The sequence below is a fragment of the Pseudomonas sp. Pseusp16 genome (assembly GCF_047324915.1).
In the GTDB taxonomy this organism is placed as follows: Bacteria; Pseudomonadota; Gammaproteobacteria; order Pseudomonadales; family Pseudomonadaceae; genus Aquipseudomonas; species Aquipseudomonas fluorescens_CD.
The window spans coordinates 4,945,086-4,970,586 of sequence record NZ_CP168522.1 but is presented as its reverse complement, the minus strand read 5'-3'; the positions used below and the strand labels follow the sequence as shown (position 1 = coordinate 4,970,586).

Annotated in this window: 17 protein-coding genes; 15 read left to right on the top strand and 2 right to left on the bottom strand. The window is 62.6% G+C overall.

The genetic code is table 11. The features are described from left to right. Nucleotides 1–18: 18 nt before the first annotated feature. The 8 genes from ACEN8Q_RS22485 (at nucleotide 19) to cysC (ending at nucleotide 17,909) form a co-directional block, all read left to right on the top strand. Nucleotides 19–798: an efflux RND transporter periplasmic adaptor subunit gene (locus tag ACEN8Q_RS22485; RefSeq protein ID WP_413703769.1), complete on the top strand. Its 780-nt coding sequence runs from the start codon at nucleotides 19–21 to the stop codon at nucleotides 796–798. After that, a complete protein-coding gene (locus ACEN8Q_RS22480) occupies nucleotides 795–2,114 on the top strand; it encodes an efflux RND transporter periplasmic adaptor subunit (protein ID WP_413427735.1) in 1,320 nt (439 codons plus the stop codon). The genes ACEN8Q_RS22485 and ACEN8Q_RS22480 overlap by 4 nt, the downstream gene beginning before the upstream one ends. Further along, on the top strand, nucleotides 2,115–4,211 hold the full coding sequence (locus tag ACEN8Q_RS22475) for a biotin/lipoyl-binding protein (RefSeq protein ID WP_413703768.1): 2,097 nt from the start codon (nucleotides 2,115–2,117) through the stop codon (nucleotides 4,209–4,211). Nucleotides 4,212–4,331: 120 nt separating this feature from the next. Beyond that, on the top strand, nucleotides 4,332–5,915 hold the full coding sequence (locus tag ACEN8Q_RS22470; protein ID WP_413427736.1) for a glycosyltransferase family 39 protein: 1,584 nt from the start codon (nucleotides 4,332–4,334) through the stop codon (nucleotides 5,913–5,915). A gap of 151 nt (nucleotides 5,916–6,066) precedes the next feature. Then, nucleotides 6,067–6,912, top strand: coding sequence for a sulfotransferase family protein (locus ACEN8Q_RS22465; protein WP_413703767.1), 846 nt, complete (start codon nucleotides 6,067–6,069; stop codon nucleotides 6,910–6,912). Between the two features lie 131 nt (nucleotides 6,913–7,043). Next, complete coding sequence (locus tag ACEN8Q_RS22460; RefSeq protein ID WP_413705516.1) at nucleotides 7,044–15,761, top strand: Ig-like domain-containing protein; 8,718 nt, start codon at nucleotides 7,044–7,046, stop codon at nucleotides 15,759–15,761. Nucleotides 15,762–15,805: 44 nt separating this feature from the next. Then, nucleotides 15,806–17,320 (top strand): TolC family protein, encoded by a 1,515-nt coding sequence (locus ACEN8Q_RS22455; protein WP_413427152.1) that lies wholly within the window; start codon nucleotides 15,806–15,808, stop codon nucleotides 17,318–17,320. Next, a complete protein-coding gene (gene cysC / locus ACEN8Q_RS22450) occupies nucleotides 17,304–17,909 on the top strand; it encodes an adenylyl-sulfate kinase (protein WP_413703766.1) in 606 nt (201 codons plus the stop codon). The genes ACEN8Q_RS22455 and cysC overlap by 17 nt, the downstream gene beginning before the upstream one ends. Before the next feature lie 12 nt (nucleotides 17,910–17,921). Here cysC and ACEN8Q_RS22445 read toward each other — a convergent pair whose 3' ends face one another. Continuing rightward, on the bottom strand, nucleotides 17,922–18,680 hold the full coding sequence (locus tag ACEN8Q_RS22445) for a slipin family protein (protein WP_413427156.1): 759 nt from the start codon (nucleotides 18,678–18,680) through the stop codon (nucleotides 17,922–17,924). Nucleotides 18,681–18,682: 2 nt separating this feature from the next. Then, nucleotides 18,683–19,216, bottom strand: coding sequence for an NfeD family protein (locus ACEN8Q_RS22440; RefSeq protein ID WP_413703765.1), 534 nt, complete (start codon nucleotides 19,214–19,216; stop codon nucleotides 18,683–18,685). A gap of 198 nt (nucleotides 19,217–19,414) precedes the next feature. On the opposite strand from ACEN8Q_RS22440, the gene ACEN8Q_RS22435 reads away from it, so the two are divergent. The 7 genes from ACEN8Q_RS22435 to ACEN8Q_RS22405 all read left to right on the top strand — a co-directional run bounded on the left by ACEN8Q_RS22435 (nucleotide 19,415) and on the right by ACEN8Q_RS22405 (nucleotide 25,420). Further along, entirely contained in the window at nucleotides 19,415–19,876 is a 462-nt protein-coding gene (locus tag ACEN8Q_RS22435; RefSeq protein ID WP_413427160.1) for an aminoacyl-tRNA deacylase, read from the top strand. A gap of 138 nt (nucleotides 19,877–20,014) precedes the next feature. Next, complete coding sequence (locus ACEN8Q_RS22430; RefSeq protein WP_413427162.1) at nucleotides 20,015–20,260, top strand: DUF2789 domain-containing protein; 246 nt, start codon at nucleotides 20,015–20,017, stop codon at nucleotides 20,258–20,260. A 127-nt stretch (nucleotides 20,261–20,387) separates the two neighbouring features. Beyond that, nucleotides 20,388–20,816: a MarR family winged helix-turn-helix transcriptional regulator gene (locus ACEN8Q_RS22425; RefSeq protein WP_413427164.1), complete on the top strand. Its 429-nt coding sequence runs from the start codon at nucleotides 20,388–20,390 to the stop codon at nucleotides 20,814–20,816. After that, on the top strand, nucleotides 20,813–22,885 hold the full coding sequence (locus ACEN8Q_RS22420; RefSeq protein WP_413703764.1) for an FUSC family protein: 2,073 nt from the start codon (nucleotides 20,813–20,815) through the stop codon (nucleotides 22,883–22,885). The genes ACEN8Q_RS22425 and ACEN8Q_RS22420 overlap by 4 nt, the downstream gene beginning before the upstream one ends. Next, complete coding sequence (locus tag ACEN8Q_RS22415; RefSeq protein ID WP_413703763.1) at nucleotides 22,882–23,091, top strand: DUF1656 domain-containing protein; 210 nt, start codon at nucleotides 22,882–22,884, stop codon at nucleotides 23,089–23,091. The genes ACEN8Q_RS22420 and ACEN8Q_RS22415 overlap by 4 nt, the downstream gene beginning before the upstream one ends. Next, on the top strand, nucleotides 23,088–23,975 hold the full coding sequence (locus tag ACEN8Q_RS22410) for an efflux RND transporter periplasmic adaptor subunit (RefSeq protein ID WP_413703762.1): 888 nt from the start codon (nucleotides 23,088–23,090) through the stop codon (nucleotides 23,973–23,975). The genes ACEN8Q_RS22415 and ACEN8Q_RS22410 overlap by 4 nt, the downstream gene beginning before the upstream one ends. Further along, on the top strand, nucleotides 23,972–25,420 hold the full coding sequence (locus ACEN8Q_RS22405; RefSeq protein WP_413703761.1) for an efflux transporter outer membrane subunit: 1,449 nt from the start codon (nucleotides 23,972–23,974) through the stop codon (nucleotides 25,418–25,420). The genes ACEN8Q_RS22410 and ACEN8Q_RS22405 overlap by 4 nt, the downstream gene beginning before the upstream one ends. Nucleotides 25,421–25,501: the final 81 nt, after the last annotated feature.

The following is a 25,501-nucleotide window of genomic DNA, read 5'->3' as shown; positions in this document are numbered from 1 at the left end:
CCGAAAGGGAGTACGGTCATGCGGATTTTCTGTGTGTTGGGGTTGGGATTGCTCTTCGCCATGAGCGTTGCCCAGGCGCAAACGCCTGTGGCAGATGACCCGCTTGCGCAAATGGATGCGGGCACCAGCGCCGCAACCAGCACCGAGGCCCGCGGTGTGTTGCGCGCCCGGGATCAGGCCGTACTGGCCAGCGAGGTGCCTGGGCGGATTGTCGAATTGCCGTTCAGCGAGGGGGAATCGTTCAAGAAGGGCGATACCCTGGCGCGGTTCGATTGCTCGGCCTATCAGGCGCAACTCAATGCCGCTCAAGCGGCCAGCCGTGGCGCGGGTGAAGAGCTGGCGCACAACCGGCAACTGGCCGCGCTGAATTCGGTCGGGCGTTTCGAAGTGGCACGCGCCGAGGCCAAAGTCAGCGAAACCCAGGCGCAGTCCCAGGTGTATCAAGTGCAGGTCAAGCGTTGCAGCGTGCTGGCGCCGTTTGATGGCCAGGTCGTCGAGCGCAAGGTACAGCGCTATGAAAGCGTACCTGCCGGCGCCCCCTTGCTGGACGTGGTCGATAATCGCACCCTGGAAATCCATCTGCTGGTGCCCTCGCGCTGGATGGCCCGACTCAAGCCCGGCCAGACCTTCAGTTTTGTTCCCGATGAAACCGGCAAGCCGCTGGATGCGACCGTCAAGCGCCTGGGCGCACGAATCGATGAAGGCAGCCAGACCCTGCTACTGGTGGCCAGCGTACCCAACGCCAGCGGGTTGCTGGCGGGGATGAGTGGCACTGCGCATTTTGCGGAGTTCAAGTGAACGCGCCGGTGAGCGGCGGTGCCGAACAGGTGTTCGCGCGTTTTCTTGATATTGAGCGCCAGACCCGCGCAGCCCGGACGCCCGTCCAGTTGGCCTACAGCCTGGTCAATGATGGCCAGGCACTGTTTGGCTTTCGCCATGCGGCACTGTTGATCGCCGGGAAGGTGCAGGCCGTGACCGGTGTCAGCACGGTGGAGCCGAATTCACCGTTTGTAGCCTTCGTCGAGCAGGCAGTGGCGCAGCTGTTCAAACGCGAACAGCTGCAGCAGGCGCGGGTCATTGCCGCCGATGTCCTCGGCGAGTCGCTGCGGGCTGAATGGCAAAGCCTGTCGGCGGCGCAGGTGTTCTGGCTGCCGCTGATCGATCGTCAGGGCGAGGTGTTCGGTGGGTTGTGGCTGGCCCGGGACGTTGTGTGGAACCCTGGCGAACAGGTGCTGCTGGCGCAACTGGGTGATACCTACAGCCACGCCTGGCAGGCGCTGCAACCGCGCAAGCCCTGGCGCCTGCGCTGGACGCGCAAACGCCGGGGCTTGCTGGTTGCAGTGCTATTGCTCGGGCTGTTGATCCCGGTGCGCCAGTCCGTATTGGCACCGGCCGAAGTGGTGCCGCTGGGCGGTCGGGTGGTGGCGGCGCCGCTGGACGGTGTCATTGCCGAGTTCCTGGTCAAGCCCAATCAAACGGTGAAGTCCGGCGAATTGCTGCTGCGCTTCGAAAGCACCACCCTCAAGGCTCAGGCCGATGTCGCCGAACGTGCCCTCGGGGTTGCCGAGGCGGAACTCAAGGCCAACTCCCAGCGCTCGTTTGCCGATGCCGAGTCCAGCTCGAAACTGGATTTTCTGGCTGCCCGGGTCGAACAGAAGCGCGCCGAGCGTGACTACGCCCGTGAACTGCTCAAGCGCAGCGAAGTGCGCGCTGAGCGCGATGGTATTGCGGTATTTGCCGATGCCGAACGCTGGACCGGCAAGCCGGTGCAGACCGGCGAGCGACTGATGGAAATCGCCGATCCGGCTCAGGCGCAATTGCGTATCGAGCTGGCCGTGGGGGACGCGATCTCTCTGGAGCCCGGCGCTGAAGTCGCATTGTTCCTCGACAGTGACCCGCTGCAACGGCACCTGGCCAGGCTCGAACGTTCGGCTTACGAAGCGCAACCCACGGCGGGCGGGCAGTTGGCCTATCGCCTGGATGCGAATTTCGAAGCACCACCCCCGCGCATCGGTTTGCGCGGCACGGCGAAAATCTTCGGTGACCGGGCGCCGCTGGCGTTGTACCTGCTGCGTCGACCGCTGGCCGGCTTGCGCCAGAGCGTGGGCCTGTAAATGAACCTGCCCGGCCTGCGTGCCGATCTGCAGCTGTCCCCGGCAGCGCCAGCGCTGGACGGCGCACCCTGCTGGACGCTGGCCGATCCGGTGCGGGGGCGTTACTTCAAGCTCGGTACGACGGCGATGCGTTTGTTGCGTCACTGGTCGCTGGGCGAGCCCGAGCAGGTCCTGCAAGCGGCCAATCGTGAGCCGGGGCTGGCGCTGATCGGTGCGGATCTGGAGCAGTTGCTGGTGTTTTTGCGCAGTCATGACCTGATTACCGCCCTCGATCCCGAGCAGCGTGCCAGTTACAGCTTTAAAGCGGCTGCCCAGCGCCAGAGCCTGTGGCAAATGTTGCTGCACCAGTACCTGTTTTTTCGTATTCCGCTGTGGCGTCCCGAACGTTTTCTCAATCGTGCCTGGCCACTGCTGGAGCGCGTTGGCCCGCGAGCGCTGCGCTACGGGTTGCCCGCAGTGCTGGGGTTGGGGGTGTTTCTGGTGTCGCGGGACTGGCAGCGATTTATCGCGACGTTTCCGCATCTGTTCAGCCTTGGCGGCGCAATGGCGTTTGGCGTGGCCCTGTTCTTCGCCAAGCTCTGCCACGAGTTCGGTCACGCGTTCATGGCCAAGCGCGCCGGGTGCCGGGTGCAGAGCATGGGCGTGGCGTTCATGGTGCTGCTGCCGATGTTCTATACCGATGTCAGCGATGCCTGGCGGATCAATGATCGCAAGGCCCGGTTGCTGATTGGCGTCGGCGGTGTGCTGGCCGAGTTGCTGTTGGCGAGCATGGCCTTGCTGACATGGTCGTTTCTGCCCGACGGTCCCGCCCGCACCGCAGCGTTCATGCTCGCCAGTGCTACGTGGATCACGACACTGGTGGTCAATCTCAACCCGTTCATGCGCTTTGACGGTTATTTTTTACTCAGCGATTTCTGGCAGGTCGATAACCTGCAAGGGCGAGCGTTTGCCTTGTGCCGCTGGCGTCTGCGCGAGTTTTTGTTCGGCTATGGCGCAGCGGCGCCGGAGCCTTGGTCGTCGACCATGCAACGGCGTTTGCTGATCTGGGGGTATGGCTCATGGTTGTGGCGCGCGGCACTGTTTTTCGGGATCGCTCTGGCGGTCTATCACCTGTTCTTCAAAGTGTTGGGGATCTTCCTGATGCTGGTGGAACTGGTCTGGTTCATCTTTCTACCCATCATGAGTGAATGGCGCCAGTGGTGGGGTCGCCGCGAGCAGGCACATGGGCCGCGTGTGCTGCTCAGCGGCCTGGTGTTGCTCGGGCTGTTGCTGGTGCTCATCCTGCCGTGGCGCAGTGCCGTCGAGGTGCCGGCCATGCTGGAAGCGGGTCGGGTCAGCACCTTGCATGCGCCGGTAGCAGCACGGATCAAGGCCGTGAATGTGCATGACGGGCAGTCGGTGGCGCAGGGTGATGTCCTGATAGAACTGGAGTCGCCGGATCTCGATTCGCGCCAGGCCATTGCGCGCCGGGAAATCGAGATTCAGCAATTGCAAATGCGTCGTCAGGCCAGCCGCAGCGAAACGGCTGCCGATGCCGCAATTGTCGAGCAGCGCCTGGCCGAAGCGGTCGCCGAGTACCGTGGGCTGGCGGCTCAGCGCGAGCGATTGCTATTGCGTGCCCCCCATGCCGGCACGGTGCGTGATCTGCTGGCGCAATGGACGGTGGGTCGCTGGCTGTCCACTCGGGAGCCGCTGGCCCGGGTGGTCGAGGAGGGCGTGCGCTTGCGCGGCTATCTGGCCGAGGCCGAACTCTGGCGCGTGGCGCCGGGGGCCATCGGACGGTTTATCGCGGATGATCCGATGCATCCGGCGATTGCAGTGCAACTGAGCGAAATCGATACCAACGGTGCGGCGTTTGTCGATCAGGAGGCACTGACCTCTGATCACCACGGACCGATTGCCGTGCGTCGCGATCAGCATCAACGGGCCGAGCCGGTACAGGCACAGTACGGCGCGCGGTTGACCGCGCTTGATGAGCCCCTGGCGCCCGTGCAGCCATTACGCGGCGTGGCGGTGTTGCAAGGCCGTGGTGAGTCGGTGCTGGGCGTTGCCTGGCGACGCATGGCGGCGCTGGGTGTCAGGGAAAGCGGTTTTTAGATCGACCGATCTCTCGTCGCCGCAGGTCGTTTCGTCAACGGGCCAGCATCGACGATGCTCGGGCTGAAGGTCTAAAGTGAACCGCAAGTAAACTGTCACTGAGCGTTGCAAGGGGAAGCAATGGAGGCGCGCAGAGAAACGCCGATGGGCGACACGCAGGGACCGCACGCAAACCCTGGTTTCGTCAGGGGCGCGCAACCGATGATTCGTTGGGCGCGGGAGCATTGGCTGGTGCCGATCCTGATACTGGCGGCGCTGGTGCGCTTCTACGATCTGACCGCGGCTGCGATCTGGGGCGACGAGGGTTCCAGCCTGTTGCTGGCGCGCTATTCATTGCCGGATATCTGGCTTCATGCGGCCTACGACGTGCATCCGCCGCTGTATTTCATGCTGTTGCACAGCTGGATGGCGGTCTTCGGCGACGGCATTTTTTCGATCCGCTGCCTCAGCGCCCTGCCGGGCATCGCCTCGGTCGGGCTCGGCGTGTGGCTGGTGGATCGACTGGCTACCCGCCGCGCCGCGATACTCGCCGGCTTCCTGCTGGCGCTGCTGCCCACGGCGGTTCGTTACAGCCAGGAAGTGCGCATGTATTCGCTGTTGGGGCTGTGGTTGCTCGGGGCGACGATTGCCCTGGTGTACTGGATCCGCAAACCGCAACGCCGACGTTATCTGCTGATCTACGTCCTGCTCATGAGCGCGGCGTTCTACACCCATTACTTCACTGCGCTATGCGTGCTTTGCCATTGGTTGTACCTGGGCATCGTCCGCGTGCAGCCGGGGTATCGCCTGCGGCATATCCAGCGCGGCGACTGGTGGCTGGCGAACCTGGCCATTGTCGTGCTGTACCTGCCGTGGTTACCGGGGCTGGTCGATCTGTTGCAGCACATTGATCAACTCAAGGCCAATGGTGATGTCGGCTGGGAAACGCCGGTTACCTTCAGTTCCCTGCCGTCCATGGTGTGGTCGCTGTTGACCCAGGACGATGGCGAAAACCTGTTGCCGCTGGTGTTTGCCACCCTGCCGCTGGCCATGCCGATATTGGCCGGGGTGGCGCTGGTGCGAGACCGAAGTGTGTTCCGGGGCAGCGCGTTGCTGGCGGTCTACACCTTCGTTCCGGTGTTGCTGGTGTTCGCGGTGTCGTTCATTTCACCGATGTTCATCGAACGCTATCTCACCGCCTATGCCCTGGGCCTGCCCATGCTGGCGGCGTTGGCGATCGATCGCCTGTACAACGGCTCCCGCGTGGTGGCGCTGACGGTGCTGGTGCTGTTTGTCGGTGTCGAACTGGTGGGCCTGAACAACAACGCCACGGTAGATATCCATGACCAGGTCAATGTCATGGTCGATGACGTTAACCAGCACTTCCAGCCCGGCGATCAAATCGTCACCAGCGACATGCTCTGGTACTTGAGCTACGTCTACTACAACCGTACCGATGCCAAGCCGTTGCTGTACACCCCGCCACATGTCGACGGAACCTCGAGTCGTCCGAATGACTATGGTTTCGGCACCCTGACGGCACCGGACGAGTACCTCGACAGCCTCGGCGATTTGCCCAAGGGCACCAGGCGTATCTGGTTGATCGGTACCGCCGACGTACCGGATGAGTTTGCCCCTGTGCCCGTTCAATGGCAGTTGGGCCATCAGGTAAAGGCCGGTGGCGTTCTCGCCAGACTGTACTTGTCCGCAGTGGCCGGGAAATAAGCTGCGTCGAAGCTAAAACGTTTCGTCTGTTCATCGGATGTTAAAAAAGCTGATTTCCAGTGCTATTGACTTCGAATTGATATCAAAATACCACTGGGCGAACACTTTCCCTTCGGCTACGCTTTGTCCTACAAAAGGAATTAACGTCAAGGTGAAGGGATTGCACCAATTTCACTTTATTTCCGGTTTGCCGCGCTCAGGTTCGACGCTGCTTTCTGCCATTCTTTTGCAGAATCCGCGTTTCCATGCCGGAATGACCAGCCCCGTCGGTTCCCTGTTTTCCGGTGTCCTGGACCAGTGCAGCGTGGGCAGCGAGTTCGGCGCGGTGATCGACACCGACATGCGCCGCCGCCTGTTGCGCGGTCTGTTTGATTCCTTCTACGCCGACAAGGCCGACAAACCGGTGGTGTTCGACACCAATCGCCTTTGGAGCGCGCGGCTGCCGGCCATCAACGATCTGTTTCCCAAGGCCAAGGTGATTGCCTGTGTGCGCAACGTCGCCTGGATCATGGACAGCATCGAGCGTCTTTACCGCGCCAATCCCTATGAAAACACCAAGCTCTTCGGCGATGCCATCGAGCGCAACACCGTCTACAGCCGTTGCGAAACCCTGGCCCAACGCAATCGCCTGGTGGGTTTTGCCTGGGCGGCACTCAAGGAAGCCTATTACGGCGAATATGCCGACTCCTTGCTGATCATCGACTATGACCTGCTGACCCAGGCACCGGAGCGGGTGCTGCGGCTGGTCTACGACTTTATCGACGAACCCTGGTTCGAGCACGACTTCGAGCACCTCGCGTACGACGCTCCGGAATTCGACCAGGCCCTCGGGGTGGCCGGCCTGCACAAGGTCAGACCCAAAGTTGCCGTACAGGCCCGGCGCACCATCCTGCCGCCGGACCTGTTCAAGCAATACTCAGACTTGTCCTTTTGGCTCGATGGCTCTGCCAGCGCCGCCAATGTCATTCGTATGAAGTCCGACGCCGCGAACATTTGATCGCGGCGTTTTTCATTGATGCATTACGTTAATTCGTTCGAATTCGGGTGAGCAGCATGTGGCGGACCATTTTTGGCGGGGCAAAGGCAAAGTCACGGGTGGCCGAAGGCCAACGGACGCCAGCAGCGCCCATGATCATGTCCCTTGAACCGCGCATGCTGTTCGACGGCGCCGTCGCCGCCACGGTCGCCGATACCGCCGCCCAGGCCGACAGCCATTCCACAGCCGATGCCGCCAAGACGCCGACTGCCGATCAACCGACGGCCAGCAAGGACACCCACGGCCAGGCCGATGCGACACCGGCGGCCAGCCCCGTTGCGGTGCCCGGGCAGAGCGTGATGTTCGTCGACTCCCGGGTGAAAGATGCCGACAGCCTGCTCAAAGGCGTCGCGCCCGGGACCCAGGTCGTGAAACTGGACGCGAGCAAGGATGGACTGCAGCAGATAGCCGACTACCTCGATCAGCATCAGGGCGTCAGCTCGGTGCAGATCATCGCCCACGGCAACGCTGGTGACCTGTGGCTGGGCGACAGCTATCTGTCGGCTGACAACGTCGCCGCCCGCAGCGCGGTGCTGGCGGAAATAGGCAAGGACATGAACGCTGGCGGCGACATCCTGATCTACGGCTGCTACACCGCCGAAGGCGAGCGTGGCCTGAGCTTTGTCGACTCGCTGGCGCAAATGACCGGCCGCGATGTAGCGGCTTCGAGCAACCGTACCGGCGTGGGCGGTGACTGGGATCTGGAAATCGTCACCGGCAACATTGAAAGCGCCAACGTCCTCTCGGCCACGGCCATGAGCGACTATCAGTGGGGCTTGGCCACCTGGACCGCCACCAACAACGCCAACACGGGCGTCGGCTCGTTGCGTGCCGCCCTCGCCTCGGCGCAGAGCGGCGATATCGTCACTTTCAGCACCGGCATGACGGTGCAGTTGACCTCCGAATTGCTGATCAACAAGAACGTCTACGTTGATGGCGACTTGAACAACGACGGTGTGGCGGATGTGACTCTCGATGGTCAGTACAAGACCCGAGTGATTGAAGTGGCGCCTGGCAGCACCGTGACGCTTGATGGCCTGGTGATCACCCGTGGCCTGGTCTCGGGTAATGGCGGCAACGGTGGCTACGGCGCCACGGGCGCGATGGCCGGGGGGATTTTCAACGCAGGGATTCTGACCCTGAAAAACGTTACCGTGACCTCCAACGCCGCATCCGGTGGCGGTGGCGGTGGCGGTGTCACCGGCGCTTTTTACGGCGGTGGCGGTGGTGGTGGCGGCGGCTTGGGCGGCCAGGGCGGCGGGCATGGCGGTTCGGCCGGGCCGGGTACCGGCACGTTGGGCGGCCAGGTGGGCAGCGGCGGTGTCGGTGGTTACGGCGGCGGTTATGACGCCACCCACATGGGCGGTCGCGGCGGTACCACCACTGGCGGTGCTGGCGGGGTGGGCGTTTCCTATTACAGCAACGGCGGTAACGGTGCGACGGCCACCAATGGCACGATTTCCATTGGCGGTGGCGGCGGCGGGGCCGGTTGGGACAAGGTAGGTGGCGCCGGCGGCAACGCGGCGGGCGGGATCTACAACGCCAGCAGCGGCACCATCACCGTCATTGGCACGTCGACCATCAGCAACAACATCGGCGCCGGTGGCGGCGGTGGCGGTGGCGGTGGCCAAGGCAGCAATGCCAGTAATGGCGGCATTGGCGGCCGGGGCGTCGGTGCGATCTGGAACAAAGGCACGCTGCTGATGACTGCCGCCAACTTCGCCGCCCTGGCCGGTAATGCCGCGGCCAGTGGTGCAGGCGGTACCGCGCAGGGTGGAGGTTCAACCGGCACCTCGCCGACCTCTTTCGCGACCATCTACAACGACGGTGGTGTACTCAACACCGCGTATGCACCACCGCCGACCGCGACCATCGTGGTTGCTGACACCACACTGAGCATCGGCGAAACGTCCTTGGTGACGATCACCTTTTCCGAGGCCGTGACCGGTTTCACCAACGCCGACCTGACCATCGCCAACGGTACGCTCACTGCAGTGAGCAGTAGTGACGGCGGCATCACCTGGACAGCAACCTTCACGCCGTCCGCCAGTATTTCCGATACGACCAACGTCATCACCCTGGACAACACCGGAGTGATAAACGGTCTGGGCACCGCCGGCGTCGGCACCACCAACTCCAATAATTACACGGTCGACACCGTACGCCCCACCGCGACCATCGTGGTGGCGGACAATGCGCTGAGAGTCGGCGAAACCTCGCTGGTGACCATCACCTTCAACGAAGCGGTCACCGGCCTCACCAACGCCGACCTGACGATTGCCAACGGTACGCTCACGGCGGTGAGCAGCAGTGATGGCGGCATCACCTGGACGGGGACCTTCACCCCGACCGCCAGCATCACCGATACGACCAATCTCATCACCCTGGACAACACCGGGGTCAGCGACCTGGCGGGCAATGCCGGGAGCGGCACCACCGATTCGAACAACTACGCTATCGATACCGTGCGCCCGACCGCGACCCTTGTGGTGGCCGATACCAGCTTGAGCATTGGTGAAACCTCGCTGGTGACCATCACGTTCAGCGAAGCGGTCAGCGGGTTCACCAATGCCGACCTGACGATTGCCAACGGTACGCTTACAGCGGTGAGCAGCAGCGATGGCGGCGTCACCTGGACCGCGACCTTCACCCCGACGGCCAGTGTCAATGACACGACCAACCTGATCACCCTGAACAATACCGGGGTCAGCGACCTGTCGGGCAACGCCGGCAGCGGCATCACCGATTCGAACAACTATGCGATTGATACGCTCCGTCCAACCGCCACCATCGTTGTGGCGGACACGGCGCTGAAAATCGGCGAAACCTCGCTGGTGACGATCACCTTCAGCGAGGCGGTGACCGGGTTCACCAATGCGGACCTGACCATTGCCAACGGTACACTCACGGCGGTGAGCAGCAGCGACGGCGGCATCACCTGGACGGCGATCTTCACCCCGAGCGCCAGCATCACCGACATGACCAACCTGATCACCCTGGACAACACCGGGGTCAGCGACCTGGCGGGCAACGCCGGCAGCGGCACCACCGATTCCAACAACTATGCGATCGACACCGTGCGCCCGACGGCCACCATCGTGGTCGCGGACACGGCGCTGAGAATCGGCGAAACCTCACTGGTGACCATCACCTTCTCCGAGGCGGTGAGCGGTTTCACCAACGCCGATCTGAACATCGCCAACGGCACACTCACTGCGGTGAGCAGCAGTGACGGCGGCATCACCTGGACCGCAACTTTCACGCCTTCGGCGAGCATCAACGACACCACCAACCTGATCACCCTGAACAACACCGGGGTCAGCGATCTGTCGGGTAACGCCGGCAGCGGCACCACCGACTCCAACAACTACGCCATCGACACCGTGCGCCCGACGGCCACCATCGTGGTCGCGGATACGACGCTGACCGCGGGCGAAACCTCGCTGGTGACCATTACCTTCAGCGAGGCGGTGAGCGGCTTCACCAACGCCGACCTGACGATTGCCAACGGTACGCTCACGGCGGTGAGCAGCAGCGATGGCGGCATCACCTGGACCGCGACCTTCACTCCGACCGCCAGCATCAATGACCCGACCAACCTGATCACCCTGAACAACACCGGGGTCAGCGATCTGGCGGGCAACTCCGGGAGCGGCACCACCAACTCGAACAACTACGTGATCGACACCGCCCCGCCAACCGCGACCATCGTGGTTGCCGACAACGCACTGAAAATCGGCGAAACGTCACTGGTGACCATCACCTTCGATCAGGCCGTAGCCGGTTTCACCAACGCCGACCTGACGATCGCCAACGGTACGCTCACCGCGGTGAGCAGCAGTGACGGCGGCATTACCTGGACGGCGACCTTCACCCCGACTGCCAGCATCACCGACGCGACCAACCTGATCACCCTGGACAACACCGGTGTGCAGGCTGTCGCCAGCGGTAACGTGGGCAGTGGCACCACCGACTCCAACAACTATGCCATCGACACCGTGCGCCCGACGGCCACCATCGTGGTCTCGGACACGGCGCTGAAAATCGGCGAAACCTCGCTGGTGACGATCACCTTCAGCGAGGCGGTGAGCGGCTTCACCAACGCCGACCTGACCATCGCCAACGGTACACTCACGGCGGTGAGCAGCAGCGACGGCGGCATCACCTGGACGGCGACCTTCACGCCTTCTGCGAGCATCTCCGACACGACCAACCTGATCACCCTGGACAACACAGGGATCAGCGACCTGGCGGGCAACGCCGGTAGCGGCACCACCGATTCCAATAACTTCGCCATCGACACGGTTCGACCCACCGCGACCATCGTCCTGGCAGACGCTACCCTGAGTGCAGGCGAAACCTCGCTGGTGACCATCACCTTCAGCGAAGCGGTGAGCGGCTTCACCAACGCCGACCTGAGCATCGCCAACGGTACGCTCACTGCAGTGAGCAGCAGTGACGGCGGCATCACCTGGACCGCCACCTTCACCCCGACCGTCGGCGTGAATGACTCAAGCAACCTGATCACCCTGAACAACACCGGGGTCAGCGATTTGGCGGGCAACACCGGCAGCGGCACCACCAACTCCGGCAACTACACCATCGATACGGTGCTGCCGACGGCAACCATCGTGGTAGCCGACAATGCATTGAAAATCGGTGAAACGTCGCTGGTGACCATTACCTTCAGCGAAGCGGTGAGCGGTTTCACCAACGCCGACCTGACCATCGCCAACGGTACACTCACTGCGGTGAGCAGCAGCGACGGCGGCATCACCTGGATTGCGACCTTCACCCCGACCAGCGCCATCACCGACACCAGCAACGTCATCACCCTGGATAACAGTGGTGTGCAAAATGGCTCGGGCAACGCCGGCAGCGGCACCACCGACTCCAACAACTATGCCATCGACACCGTGCGCCCGACGGCCACCGTCGTGGTTGCGGACTCGGCGCTGGCGGTGGGTCAGACATCGGTGGTGACCATCACCTTTTCCGAGGCGGTGACTGGCTTCAGCATTGCCGACCTGACCGTGAGCAACGGTACCCTGAGCAGTCTGAGCACCAGCGATAACATCACCTGGACCGCGACCCTGACACCGGCGGCGAGCATCACCGATGCAACCAACCTGATTACCCTGGACAACACCGGGGTGACCGATGGGGCCGGCAATACTGGCAGCGGCACCACCGACTCCAACAACTACGCCGTCGACAGCCAGCGTCCGACGGCCACCATCGTCCTGGCGGACGCGACCCTGAGTGCCGGCGAAACGTCGTTGGTGACCATCACCTTCTCCGAAGCGGTGAGCGGTTTCACCAACGCCGACCTGAGCATCGCCAACGGTACGCTCACCGCGGTGAGCAGCAGTGACGGCGGCATCACCTGGACCGCGACCTTCACCCCGACCGTCGGCGTGAATGATTCGAGCAATATCATCACCCTGAACAATACCGGTATCACCGACGTGGCCGGCAACACCGGGAGCGGCACCACCAACTCCGCCAACTACACCATCGATACGGTGCTGCCGACGGCGACCATCGTGATCGCCGACAATGCGTTGAAAATCGGTGAAATGTCGCTGGTGACCATTACCTTCAGCGAAGCGGTGAGCGGTTTCACCAATGCCGACCTGACCATCGCCAACGGCACCTTGACCTCCGTCAGCAGCGGCGACGGCGGCGTCACCTGGATCGCGACCTTCACCCCGACCAGCGCCATCACCGACACGACCAACTTGATCACCCTGGACAACACCGGTGTGCAAAATGGCTCGGGCAACGCCGGCAGCGGCACCACCGATTCCAACAACTATGCCATCGACACCGTGCGCCCGACGGCCACCATCGTGGTCGCGGACACGGCGCTGAGAATCGGTGAAACCTCGCTGGTGACCATCACCTTCAGCGAGGCAGTGAGCGGTTTCACCAATGCCGACCTGACCATCGCCAACGGTACGCTCACCGCGGTGAGCAGCAGCGACGGCGGCATCACCTGGACCGCAACCTTCACACCTTCCGCCAGCATCAACGACACGACCAACCTGATCACCCTGGACAACACGGGGATCAGCGACCTGTCGGGCAACGCCGTCAGTGGCACCACCGATTCCAATAACTACGCCATCGACACGCTCCGCCCCACCGCGACCATCGTCCTGGCGGACGGGACCCTGAGTGCCGACGAAACCTCGCTGGTGACCATCACCTTCTCCGAGGCGGTGACCGGTTTCGACAACAGTGACTTGAGCATCGCCAACGGCACGCTGAGCGCAGTCAGCAGCAGCGACGGCGGGATTACCTGGACCGCGACCTTCACCCCGACCGCCGGCGTGAATGACACGAGCAACATCATCACCCTGAACAATACCGGTGTGACCGATTTGGCCGGCAACACCGGCAGCGGCACCACCAACTCCGGCAACTACACCATCGATACGGTGCTGCCGACGGCGACCATCGTGGTGGCCGACAATGCATTGAAAATCGGTGAAACGTCGTTGGTGACCATTACCTTCAGCGAAGCGGTGAGCGGTTTCACTAATGCCGACCTGACCATTGCCAACGGCACCTTGACCTCCGTCAGCAGCAGCGACGGCGGCGTCACCTGGATCGCGACCTTCACCCCGACCAGCGCCATCACCGACACCAGCAACGTCATCACCCTGGATAACAGCGGTGTGCAAAATGGCTCGGGCAACGCCGGCAGCGGCACCACCGACTCCAACAACTACGCCATCGACACCCAGCGCCCGACCGCCACCATCGTGGTCGCCGACAATGCCCTGAACATCGGCGAAACCTCGCTGGTGACCATCACCTTCAGCGAAGCAGTGACCGGTTTCAGCAACGCCAACCTGACCATCGCCAATGGCACCTTGAGTGCGGTGAGCAGCAGCGACGGCGGCATCACCTGGACCGCCACCCTGACGCCGACGGCCAGCATCACCGATGCGACCAACCTGATCACTCTGGACAACACCGGGGTGGCCGATGCGGCCGGCAACACCGGCAGCGGCACCACCGATTCGAACAATTACGCGATCGACAACCAACGCCCGACCGCCACCATTGTCATGGCGGACACCGACCTGCATCCCGGCGAAACGACCCTGGTGACCATCACCTTCAGCGAAGCGGTCAGTGGTCTGGACAGTTCTGACCTGAGTGTTGCCAACGGCACCTTGAGCGGGTTGAGCAGCAGCGACGGTGGCGTTACCTGGACTGCGACTTTCACCCCGACGGCCGCGATCACCGACACCAGTAACCTCATCACCCTGGACAACAGCGGTGTCTCCGACGCGGCAGGCAACGCCGGGAGCGGAGTGACCGACTCGGCGAATTACCTGGTACAAACCAGCGTGCCGAGCGCCAGCATCGTGATCGCCGACACGGCACTCAAGGCCGGCCAAACGACCCTGGTGACCATCACCTTCAGTGAGGCGGTCAGCGGATTCAGCAACGCTGACCTGGCCATCACCAACGGTACATTGAGCAGCGTCAGCAGCAGCGACGGCGGGATCACCTGGACGGCGACCTTTACGCCAACCTCGGGCATTACTGACGCCAACAACCTGATCACCCTCGACAATAGCGGCGTGGCCAATGCGTCGGGCAACACGGGGTCTGGCACCACCGATTCGAGTAATCTTGCCATCGACACCGCGCTGCCGACCGCGACCATCGTGGTTGCCGACACAGCGCTGAGTACCGGCGAAACCTCATTGGTGACCATTACCTTCAGCGAAGCGGTGAGCGGTTTCGACAACAGTGACTTGACCATCGCCAACGGCACCCTGAGCAATGTCAGTTCCAGCGATGGCGGGACCACCTGGACCGCCACCTTCACCCCGACGGTCGACATCACCGACACCAGCAACACCATCGTGCTGAACACGGCAGGTGTACAGGATCTGGCCGGCAACGCCGGCAGCGGCACGGTCAACTCCAATACCTACGCCATTGACACCCAGATTCCGACCGCCACCATCGTGGTCGCCAATCCGAACCTGGGGGTGGGTCAGACTTCGCAGGTGACCATCACCTTCAACGAAGCGGTCAGCGGTTTTGATTTGTCCGACATCAGTATTGCCAACGGCACCTTGTCCGACCTGAGCAGCAGCGATGGCGGCAAGACCTGGACGGCGACCCTGACACCGGCCGCCAACGTCAATATCGCCAGCAACGTGATCAGCATCGACTATGCCGGTATCAGCGACATGGCCGGCAACAGCGGCAGCGGCGTGAGCCAATCCGACAATTTCACAATCAACACGCTGCCGCCGGTGGTGCCGCTGAACTCGGTGACGCTGCCTGATGTGCCCAACGTGCCGCTGCAACCGGCCATTTTCACGCCTCCGACGGGCAACCTCGGTTCACCGTTGACCTTCCAGCCGTTGTTCGAACAGCGGGTGATCGGCAATGGCATCCGGCCGTTGGGCGATATTTTCATGAATCACGGCGCATTGACCCCGAGTTTCATCGCACAGGTTTTCAGCGGCAATGACGGCGGTGGCGATGGTTCGGGGCATGGTTTCCTCGGTTTCGGCGGCGGCGACGGCGGTGTGTTCAGCACCAGCACGCTGTCGAGCCTGTTCAATCAGGACAGCGGTGCCGAGCGTGATTCGTTGAATGCCTTTGGCAGCCAGTCGATCAAGTCCGGCGATGTTTCCCAGGGCCTGCGCGGGGTGTTTGGCGCACCGACCCTGGGCCAGCAATTGCAACAGCTCAAAGACAACGAGAAGCAGCAGGTCGATAACCTGGCCGCCGCTTTGAAACTGGCCGGCATCAGCGAAATGCAGGCCTGATGAAAACCTCCACTTGTGATGCGGCACCCAGGGGCGATGCAAGGATGAAGAGAAGTCATAAGTTGTTTGGAGCCAGCCTGCTGGCACTGGCGATCAGCGGATGCGCCGTGACCAGTGAGCCGATCGAACGCAGTGTCAGTGAGCAGCGGGCCAAAAGTGACCTGCAAAGCATGTACAAGGGGCAGGAGCCTCTTGGCGGCCCGTTGACCCTGCACCAGGCCATGGCCCGTGCGGTGAAGTACAACCTCGAAGGCCGGTTGAAAATCATGGAAGAGGCTCTGGCCAAGCGTCAGCTCGACCTCGCCAGTTTCGACATGCTGCCGCGCATGGCGCTGGACGCCGGATACGTGGGCCGCAATAACGTCAACGCCTCCAGCAGCCAGAGTGTGCGCACCGGCACGCAGTCCCTGGAACCTTCGACCTCCCAGGACCGCGACCGTGACGTGGCGGACCTGACCATGGTCTGGAACGTGCTCGATTTCGGTGTCAGTTACATCAGCGCCAAGCAGCAAGGCGACCAGCGCCTGATCGTTCAGGAGCGTCGGCGCAAGGTGATCAACACCATCGTCCAGGACGTGCGCTCGGCGTACTGGCGGGCGATGGCTGCCGAGCGTCTGCTCACGCAGATCGACAGCCTCATGGCGCGGGTCGAAACCGCGCGCAACAACAGCCAGAGCATGAGCCAGCAACGCATTGGCGATCCGGTGCAGGCCCTCGGTTATCAGCGCTCGCTGATCGAAGCGACACGCCAACTGGAAGAGCAGCGTCGTGCGTTGTCGCTGGCGAAGACCGAGCTGGCGACCCTGATCAACCTGCCAATGGGCACGGAACTGACCCTGGCGACCGATAACGGTTATGAAATTCCCGAGCTCAAGGTCGATCTGGCCAGCCTCGAACAGGAAGCCCTGACCAGTCGCCCGGAACTGCGTGAACAGGACTATCAGAGCCGCATCAGCGCCGCCGAGACCCGCAAAGCCATGTTGCGCCTGCTGCCGGGCCTGGAGTTCTCCGCTGGCGGGCATTACGACAGCAACTCGTTCCTGGTGGAACAAGGCTGGGCCGACTACGGCGTCAAAGTCACCTGGAACCTGTTCAACGTGATCTCGGCGCCTGCGGCGATCGACGTGGCCAAGGCCGGTGAAGAAGTCGCCACCGCGCGCCGTCAGGCGATGTCGATTGCGGTGCTGGCGCAGCTGTATGTGGCCAATGCCAACTACCGCGAGGCGTTGCGCCAGTTCAAGACCAATCAGCAATTGTCGGACATCGACGGGCAAATCGTCGGTCAGTTGCGCAACCGTCACCAGGCAGAGGGCATCGGCGAACTGGATCTGATTCAGGGTGAGTTGAACACCTTGCAGGCCGATCTGCGTCGAGACCTGTCCTACGCCGACCTGCGCAACGCCTATGGGCAAATTTTCGCCAGTGCCGGCCTCGACCCGCTGCCGGATCAGGTGCAATCGACGCAAGTACAGTCCATCGCCACGGCCCTGGCGAACCGCGAAGCGGCCTGGGCGGCAGGCGATATTACGGTTCCGGTGACGCATGTCCCCGCGCGCTGACGTGAAGGCGCCGAGCGCCAGCATCAGCCGAGCCCAGCGCGAGCGGCGCAATGGTCATCGCGGCGCGGCGATACTGCTGACCGGCCTGCCGGCGGCGGGCAAGTCGACCCTCGCGCAAGCGCTGCACGCGGAGTTGTTTGCCCACGGACTGCAGAGCGTGGTGCTCGATGGTGACGGGTTGCGGGTGGGGCTCAATCGAGACCTGGGCTTCAGCGACAGCGATCGTCAGGAAAACATTCGCCGCGCCAGCGAACTGGCGTCGTTGCTCGTGGAAAACGGACAAATCGTGATCCTGGCGATGATCGCGCCCCTGGTGGAATTGCGCGATGTGTTCGCCCGGCGACTCGGTAACGATTACCGGGAGGTCTGGTGCAGCGCGACCCTGGCAGTGTGCGAGCAACGTGATCCGAAAGGTCACTATGCCCGCGCCCGGCGCGGTGAGTTGGCCGGGTTTACCGGGGTGTCTGCGCCATATCAGGCCCCGGTTGACGCGGCGCTGGTGCTCGATACCGGGACACAAACGGTCGAGGCCTGCCTTGATCGACTGTTGACCTGGCTCGGTGAATCCGCAGTACTGCCCAGGCCCTGAACCGGCCAGTGTTCAGGGTTTCGACGACAAGTCCGCCATGCCCTTGAGCAACTCGATCGGCAGCGGAAAGACGATGGTCGAGCTCTTGTCGCCGGCAATCGAACTCAGGGTCTGCATGTAGCGCAACTGCATGGCCCCCGGTTGGCGGCCAAGCATTTCGGCGGCCTGCATGAGTTTTTCCGAGGCCTGCAATTCACCTTCGGCGTGGATCACCTTGGCTCGCCGTTCCCGTTCGGCTTCGGCCTGCTTGGCGATGGCGCGGATCATCGATTCATTGAGGTCCACGTGTTTGATCTCGACGTTGGCGACCTTGATGCCCCAGGCGTCGGTCTGGGCGTCGAGCACTTGCTGGATGTCCAGGTTCAACCGTTCGCGTTCGGCCAACAGTTCGTCCAGTTCGTGTTTACCCAGTACCGCCCGCAGCGTGGTTTGCGCCAGTTGGCTGGTGGCGGCGAGGAAGTCCTCGACCTGGATGATTGCCTTCTGCGGATCGAGCACACGGAAATACAGCACCGCGTTGACCTTGACCGACACGTTGTCGCGGGTGATCACGTCTTGCGGCGGAACGTCCAGCACCACGGTCCGCAAATCGACCCTGACCATTTGCTGGACCACCGGGATCAGCAGGATCAGGCCGGGTCCCTTGACCTGCCAGAAGCGCCCGAGCTGGAACACCACGCCGCGCTCGTATTCGCGCAGGATGCGGAACGTCCCCCCCGCCAGTGCGATGATCAACAATAGCAGCGCGACAAGACCCAATTGCAAACCCATGACTATTCTCCGCCCGGCGCCGCGTCAGCCGCGGCCACTTGCAGCAGCAAACCCTTGCGCCCCACTACCCGCACCCATTGCCCGGGTTGCAGCGGCGTCGCGCTAAGCACTTGCCATCGTTCTCCTTGCAGATGCACCCAGCCGCCATAGGCATTGCCGGCCTGTATGGATGTCACCGCGGTCACGCTACCGACCAGCCCGGCATCACCGCTGACGGTGTGCCGTGGTCGGGTCTTCAGGGCGTGAATCACCAGGTAGACCAGCAACAGCGCGCTGACCAGTCCCAGGCCGATCATCAGCGGCTCGGGCACATCGGTATTGGTCAGGATCACTGCGCCGATCACGAACATCACGATGCCGCCCAGGCCGATCACGCCGTAATTGGGCAGGGCCGCCTCAGCGATCAGGAACGCGAGGCCGAAGGTGATCAGCCAGATCCCGATGGGGTTGGGCACCAGCAACACAACCGTGTCGGCGGCGCAGACTGATCCGCACAACGCCAACAGCAACGCAACGGCACAACAACGCGTGTTCACGTGACCCTCCGGGAGAGTCTTGGGGTGGCTCTGTAGACAGTTTAGTTGACCCGCCGGTTGTATGAATTTTGCTCAACTGTCGACGACGTCCGATGGGCGGAATTCCCGCCGGAACGCGCCATCGGGCCTAGACTTTCAGTACCGAAAGAAATGTTAACCATCGTCCGTCAGCGGTTGTTGCGGACACCGAGGTGCATCATGCGTATGGCAAGAACCGTGCAGCGAAGCCTGGAAAAGGCTCAATGCGAATATGACATCGTCAGCCACCCACACTCGGCCAGCAGCCTCGAAACGGCACGGGTCGCAGGTATTCCTGCCGAACGGGTGGCAAAATCGGTGATCCTCGACGATCACCATGGGCATTACTTGATGGCCGTACTGCCCGCCAGCCGTCACCTTGACCTGAGCAAAGTCCGCAGCAGCGGTGAGTGGCAGGTTTCCCGCGAAAGCAACCTGGCGCACCTGTTCGACGATTGCGAACGCGGCGCCGTACCGGCGCTGGGCGAGTCCTATGGCTTGGATGTGGTCATCGATCCGCTGCTGACCCGGCAGAAAGACATCTATCTGGAGGCCGGCAACCACGTCAACCTGGTGCGCATGGACGTGCCCGAGTTCCTGAAAATGGTGCCGCATGCCGAGGTGCGGGAGTTGAGTCATTGAGTTTTGTTTCGTCAATGCTGACGTCATCGCGGGCAAGCCCGCTCCCACACGGATCTGTGTCGATCACATAACCTGTAGGAGCGAGCCTGCTCGCGATGACCGCGCAGCGGTCCCTTAATCGGTTCGCAGGAGCTAGACATGGAAAACCCGACCCACAACCTTCCTTCGCTGTTCAAGCAACTCGGCCTGCCGGACGACGCCGAAAGCATCGATAAATTCATCGCCACCCATTCACCGCTCAAACCGGATCTGCACCTTGCGGATGCATTTTTCTGGAGCCCGAGCCAGGCGTGTCTCCTGCGTGACGAGATTCTCGATGACGCGGATTGGGCGGAGGTGGTGGATCAACTGGATGTGATGTTAAGAAAGGGGCGCAGCAGCTAACGAGTGGTGTGCTGGCGCGAGAATTGTTTCAAAACTTGACGAAAAATCCCCTCCAATGCGATATTGATAGTTAGCAAACTAACAGTGTGTGTTTTCCCTCGTGCCGAATAACCTCGACGTCCTCCAGATGAACATCAGCAGTGCCATGGTGGTGGCCGCCAGGCATTGGCGCAAAATCTGCCAGACCACGCTGGTCAACTATGGAATCTCCGAAGCCTGCGCCGTTCCGCTGTTGATGATCGGACGCCTGGGCGAGGGCGTGCGCCAGGTGACGGTGGCGCAAGCCGCGGGCATGGAGAGTCCGTCGCTGGTGCGCCTGCTCGATCAACTGTGCCATGCCGGTTACGTCTGCCGGACCGAAGATGCACAGGACCGCCGCGCCAAATGCCTGAGCCTGACCGAAACCGGTCGGGACCTGGTGCAGGCGGTCGAAGTGGAACTGGTGCGCCTGCGCCAGGAAGTACTTGAAGGCATTGACCAAAGTGACCTGGAAGCTACGCTGCGGGTACTGAGAGCATTTGAAGCGGCCACGCCGCCGTCGGTGGCCAACCCTTGAACGGATTTTTCTCTGGCATGCCCCCTGCGCGGGACTGGTTCTACGGGGTCCGTACCTTCGCCGCATCGATGATCGCGTTGTACATCGCCTTGCTCATGCAGATGCCCCGTCCGTACTGGGCGATGGCCACGGTGTACATCGTTTCCAATCCATTTCTCGGGCCGACCACTTCCAAGGCGCTGTACCGGGCAATCGGCACGTTTGTCGGCGCTGCTGCGGCGGTTTTGTTCGTGCCGATGTTCGTACAGAGCCCTTACGTGCTGGTAGTGGTGATTGGACTGTGGACCGGCACGCTGCTGTTTCTGTCCCTGCATTTGCGCACGGCCAACAACTACGCCTTGATGCTCGCCGGTTACACCTTGCCGTTGATCGCCCTGCCGGTGGTGAATAACCCGTTGGGGGTGTGGGACGTGGCCGAAGCACGGACCGAAGAAATCTTTCTGGGTATTGCCGTGGCGGCGGTGGTGGGTGCCATGTTCTGGCCCCGGCGTCTGGCGCCGGTGTTCAATGATTCGGTCAGCAAATGGTTTACTGATGCATCGACCTACAGCCTGCGCTTCCTCAGCCGCAACGTGCAGCCTGAAGAAGTCAGCGCGTTGCGGGCATCGATGGTCGCCACCTTCAACTCCCTGGAGTTGATGATCGGTCAGTTGCCCCACGAAGGCTCACGTCCGCAGACGGTGCGCAACACCAAGGAATTGCGCGGGCGGATGATTCACCTGCTGCCAGTGATCGATGCCCTCGACGACGCGCTTTACGCATTGGAACGGCGCACCCCCGAGCTTGTGGACAAGTTCGCGCCGTTGCTGACGGCCACCACCGAATGGCTTGGGCATAAAGATGCCGATCTCGACCGCTGGCAAGCCCTGAAGGATCAACTTGAGGCCCTGCAGCCTGCTCCCCAGGCACTGGATGACCGCAAGCAACTGCTGTTCTCCAACGCGATTTATCGCCTCGGCGAGTGGATCGATTTGTGGCAGGACTGCCGCAGCCTGCAATACGCCATCCTGTGCGAAAGCCAGGACAATTGGCGCGCGGTGTATCGGCATTGGCGGCTGGGACGGCTGAGCCCGTTTCTGGATCGCGGCCTGATGTTTTATTCCGCGGCGTCCACCGTGACCGCGATTATCGTCGCCTCGGTGCTGTGGATTCTGCTCGGCTGGACCGATGGCGGCAGCGCAGTGATCCTGGCGGCGGTGGCCTGTAGCTTCTTCGCCTCGATGGACGACCCGGCGCCGCAGATTTACCGGTTCTTTTTCTGGACGGCGATGTCGGTGGTGTTCGCCAGCCTTTATCTGTTTCTGGTGCTGCCCAACCTGCATGACTTTCCGATGCTGGTGCTGGCGTTTGCCGTGCCGTTCATTTGCGTCGGTACCCTGACGGTCAAACCGCAGTTTTACCTGGGCATGCTGCTGACCCTGGTCAACACTTCGTCCTTCATCAGCATTCAGGGTGCCTACGACGCGGACTTCCTCAGTTTCGCCAACTCCAACCTGGCCGGTCCCATGGGGTTGCTGTTCGCGTTCATCTGGACCCTGATCGCCCGGCCGTTCGGTGCCGAACTGGCAGCCAAGCGCCTGACCCGTTTCAGTTGGCGCGACATTGTCGGCCTCGCCGAGCCGGCCACGTTGTCTGAGCATCGACTGCTGGGCATACGGATGCTCGATCGGCTGATGCAGCATCTGCCACGCCTGGCCATGACCGGCCAGGACTCCGGCGTGGCGCTGCGCGAAGTGCGAGTGGCGCTGAATCTGTTGGACCTGCTCGCTTATACGCCGCGGATCCTCGGTGTTCCGCAGGTGCTGCTGCGCCAGGTGGTGGCCGAGGTTGGCGAGTACTTCAAGGCCTGCCTCAAGGCTGGTGAGCGCTTGCCGGCACCGAGCCCGTTGCTGATGACCCTCGATCGCACGCGTCGCGCCCTCAGCGGTGCCGGCGATGATGAAACCCGCCGGCATTTGCTGCACGCCCTGAGCGGCCTGCGCCTGGCCTTGTTGCCCGGCGTCGAATTCGTCGGTTCCGTCGAGCCCGAAGAACCGCTTCCCCATGGCATTGATGGAGCGCCCCTATGATCGGTGACCTGGATCTCAGCGGGGTGTTCCTGCCCACGCTGCTGGTGCTGATGGGCATTACGTATGTGTTTTACCTGTTGGTGCACGGGGTGCTGACGCGCCTGCACTTTTACCGTCTGGTCTGGCACCGGGCATTGTTCAACGTGGCCCTCTACGCCCTGCTGCTTGGCGCCGTGGACTCACTCAGTCGATACCTGATGACATGAAAAAACCGTTTCTAACCCTTGGTCGCGTGGTGTTGACCCTGCTGATCGTGAGCTTCGCCGTTGTCGTGGTCTGGCGCATGGTGATGTATTACATGTTCGCGCCCTGGACCCGCGACGGGCACATCCGTGCCGACATCGTGCAAATCGCCCCGGACGTTTCCGGGCTGATCCAGCAAGTGGAGGTGCGCGACAACCAGTTGGTCAAGCGCGGCCAGGTGCTGTTCAGCATCGATCCCGACCGCTTCAGGCTGGCCCTGCGCCAAGCGAAAGCGGCCGTCGCCGATCGCGAGGAAACCCTGGCCCAGGCCCAGCGTGAGGCCAAGCGAAACAAAGGCCTTGGTAACCTGGTGCCGGGTGAGCAACTGGAAGAAAGCCAATCGAAAGTGGCTCGTGCCCAAGTGGCGTTGATGGAAGCCCAGGTGGCGGTGGACAGCGCACAACTGAACCTCGATCGCTCGGTGATCCGCAGCCCGGTGGACGGCTACGTCAACGACCGTGCGCCACGGACCCAGGAGTTCGTCAGCGCCGGCCGGCCGGTGTTGTCGGTGGTCGACAGCAATTCGTTCCACATCGACGGCTATTTCGAAGAAACCAAGCTGAACGGCATCCATATCGGGCAGAGCGTCGACATCCGGGTGATCGGCGACAATGCGCGCCTGCGCGGGCATGTTGAGAGCATCGTTGCCGGTATCGAAGACCGTGATCGCACCAGCGGCAACAACCTGTTGCCCAACGTCAACCCGGCATTCAGTTGGGTGCGGCTGGCCCAGCGGATTCCGGTGCGCATCGCCTTCGATGACGTGCCGGACGACTTCCGCATGATCGCCGGGCGCACCGCCACGGTATCGATCATCGACGAGCAGAAACGGGAGCCGGCGCAATGAGCAAGGCCTCGGGTTTGGCGGTCGCCGGAATGGGTTTGCTGCTGTCGGCATGTCAGATGGTCGGGCCGGATTATCATCTGCCCGAAGAGGCGGCTGTCCATCGCCCAGACTTCCAGGGCGATCTGGCGGTCGATGGCAAACCGGTGGTTTCCGCACCGGTGCCGGCCGATTGGTGGCGTTTGTATCAGGACCCGCGACTCGACCAGTTGGTGCAGCAGGCCATGGCCTCCAACACCGATTTGCGCGTGGCGGCGGCCAGCCTGTCGCGGTCTCGTGCGCAGGTCGATGAGGCCGAAGCGGCGGGCGGCTGGAGCGGCGGCGTGCAAATGGGCGCCCAGCGCTTGCAGGAGTCTGGCCAAGCGTTCTTGATACCGGAAAAAGTGCCGGTGGCCAACATCGGCGATATCGGCATCAGCGCGTCTTACCAGTTCGACCTGTTCGGTACCTTGCAACGCGGTATCGAAGCGGCCAAGGCCAATGCCGATGCGACGCAGGCCGCCGCCGATACCGCACGCATCACTGTCGTGGCCGACGTGGTCCGGGCCTACACCCAAGTGTGCGCGGCCAATGAAGAGCGGGAAATTGCCCAGCACTCCCTCGACCTGCAAGCCCAGAGCACCACGCTGATCCAGCGTCTGCGCGATGCCGGGCGTGGCGACGAAACCCAGGTCACCCGCTCGCAAACCCAATTCAAATCCCTGCGCGCCGACATGCCGCGCTATGAAGCGTCGCGTCAGGCCGGTCTGTACCGCTTGTCGATGTTGCTGGCCAAGCCGGTGGACCAACTGCCGGCCGGCACCGCCACCTGCGACGAGCTGCCAAAAATCGCGCAACTGATTCCGGTGGGCGATGGCGCCGCGTTGCTCAAGCGTCGTCCCGATGTGCGGCAGGCCGAGCGGCGACTGGCAGCCGCGACGGCCGGTATTGGCGTCGCCACGGGTGAGCTGTACCCGAACATCAGCATCGGCGCGACCATCGGTACCGTCGGTATCCTGGACGATCTTGGCGATCCGTCTACCAACCGCTGGGGCTTCGGTCCGTCGCTGACCTGGAAGGTGCCGACCAACGGCGCCCGGGCGCGCATCCGCGAAGCCGAAGCGGTGACCCAGGCGACGCTGGCGCATTTCGATGGGGTGGTGCTCAACGCCATTCGCGAGACCCAGACCGGCCTCGCCCAGTACACCGCGTTACTGCAACGCCGCGATGCCCTGGCGGACGCCGAGCAATCGGCAAAACTGGCCGCCGACCAGACCCACCGCTTCTTCCAGGCCGGCCGCGCCTCGTTCCTGGCCGACCTGCAAGCCACGCGCACCTACATCGATGTCACGGCGCAACTGGCGGCCGCGAACACCCAGGTTGCCGCCAGCCAGATCGATTTGTTCCTCGCGCTGGGCGGCGGCTGGGAAAGCGGACGAACGCAAGCGTCGAACCCCGGCAAACCCTGAGGCCGTTGCTATGCTTTGAAGTGTTGGGAGGGCGCCCCGTGCAAAGCGCTCTTTCTTCGCACAAGGCTCGCGCAGGTCAGG

Excerpts from the sequence above, each read along its gene's own strand:
- ACEN8Q_RS22485 (WP_413703769.1), top strand. The coding sequence starts at position 19 with ATGCGGATTTTCTGTGTGTTGGGGTTGGGATTGCTCTTCGCCATGAGC.
- ACEN8Q_RS22475 (WP_413703768.1), top strand. The coding sequence starts at position 2,115 with ATGAACCTGCCCGGCCTGCGTGCCGATCTGCAGCTGTCCCCGGCAGCG.
- ACEN8Q_RS22470 (WP_413427736.1), top strand. The coding sequence starts at position 4,332 with ATGGAGGCGCGCAGAGAAACGCCGATGGGCGACACGCAGGGACCGCAC.
- ACEN8Q_RS22460 (WP_413705516.1), top strand. The coding sequence starts at position 7,044 with ATGATCATGTCCCTTGAACCGCGCATGCTGTTCGACGGCGCCGTCGCC.
- ACEN8Q_RS22455 (WP_413427152.1), top strand. The coding sequence starts at position 15,806 with ATGAAGAGAAGTCATAAGTTGTTTGGAGCCAGCCTGCTGGCACTGGCG.
- cysC (WP_413703766.1), top strand. The coding sequence starts at position 17,304 with ATGTCCCCGCGCGCTGACGTGAAGGCGCCGAGCGCCAGCATCAGCCGA.
- ACEN8Q_RS22445 (WP_413427156.1), bottom strand. The coding sequence starts at position 18,680 with ATGGGTTTGCAATTGGGTCTTGTCGCGCTGCTATTGTTGATCATCGCA.
- ACEN8Q_RS22435 (WP_413427160.1), top strand. The coding sequence starts at position 19,415 with ATGCGTATGGCAAGAACCGTGCAGCGAAGCCTGGAAAAGGCTCAATGC.
- ACEN8Q_RS22430 (WP_413427162.1), top strand. The coding sequence starts at position 20,015 with ATGGAAAACCCGACCCACAACCTTCCTTCGCTGTTCAAGCAACTCGGC.
- ACEN8Q_RS22425 (WP_413427164.1), top strand. The coding sequence starts at position 20,388 with ATGAACATCAGCAGTGCCATGGTGGTGGCCGCCAGGCATTGGCGCAAA.
- ACEN8Q_RS22415 (WP_413703763.1), top strand. The coding sequence starts at position 22,882 with ATGATCGGTGACCTGGATCTCAGCGGGGTGTTCCTGCCCACGCTGCTG.
- ACEN8Q_RS22410 (WP_413703762.1), top strand. The coding sequence starts at position 23,088 with ATGAAAAAACCGTTTCTAACCCTTGGTCGCGTGGTGTTGACCCTGCTG.
- ACEN8Q_RS22405 (WP_413703761.1), top strand. The coding sequence starts at position 23,972 with ATGAGCAAGGCCTCGGGTTTGGCGGTCGCCGGAATGGGTTTGCTGCTG.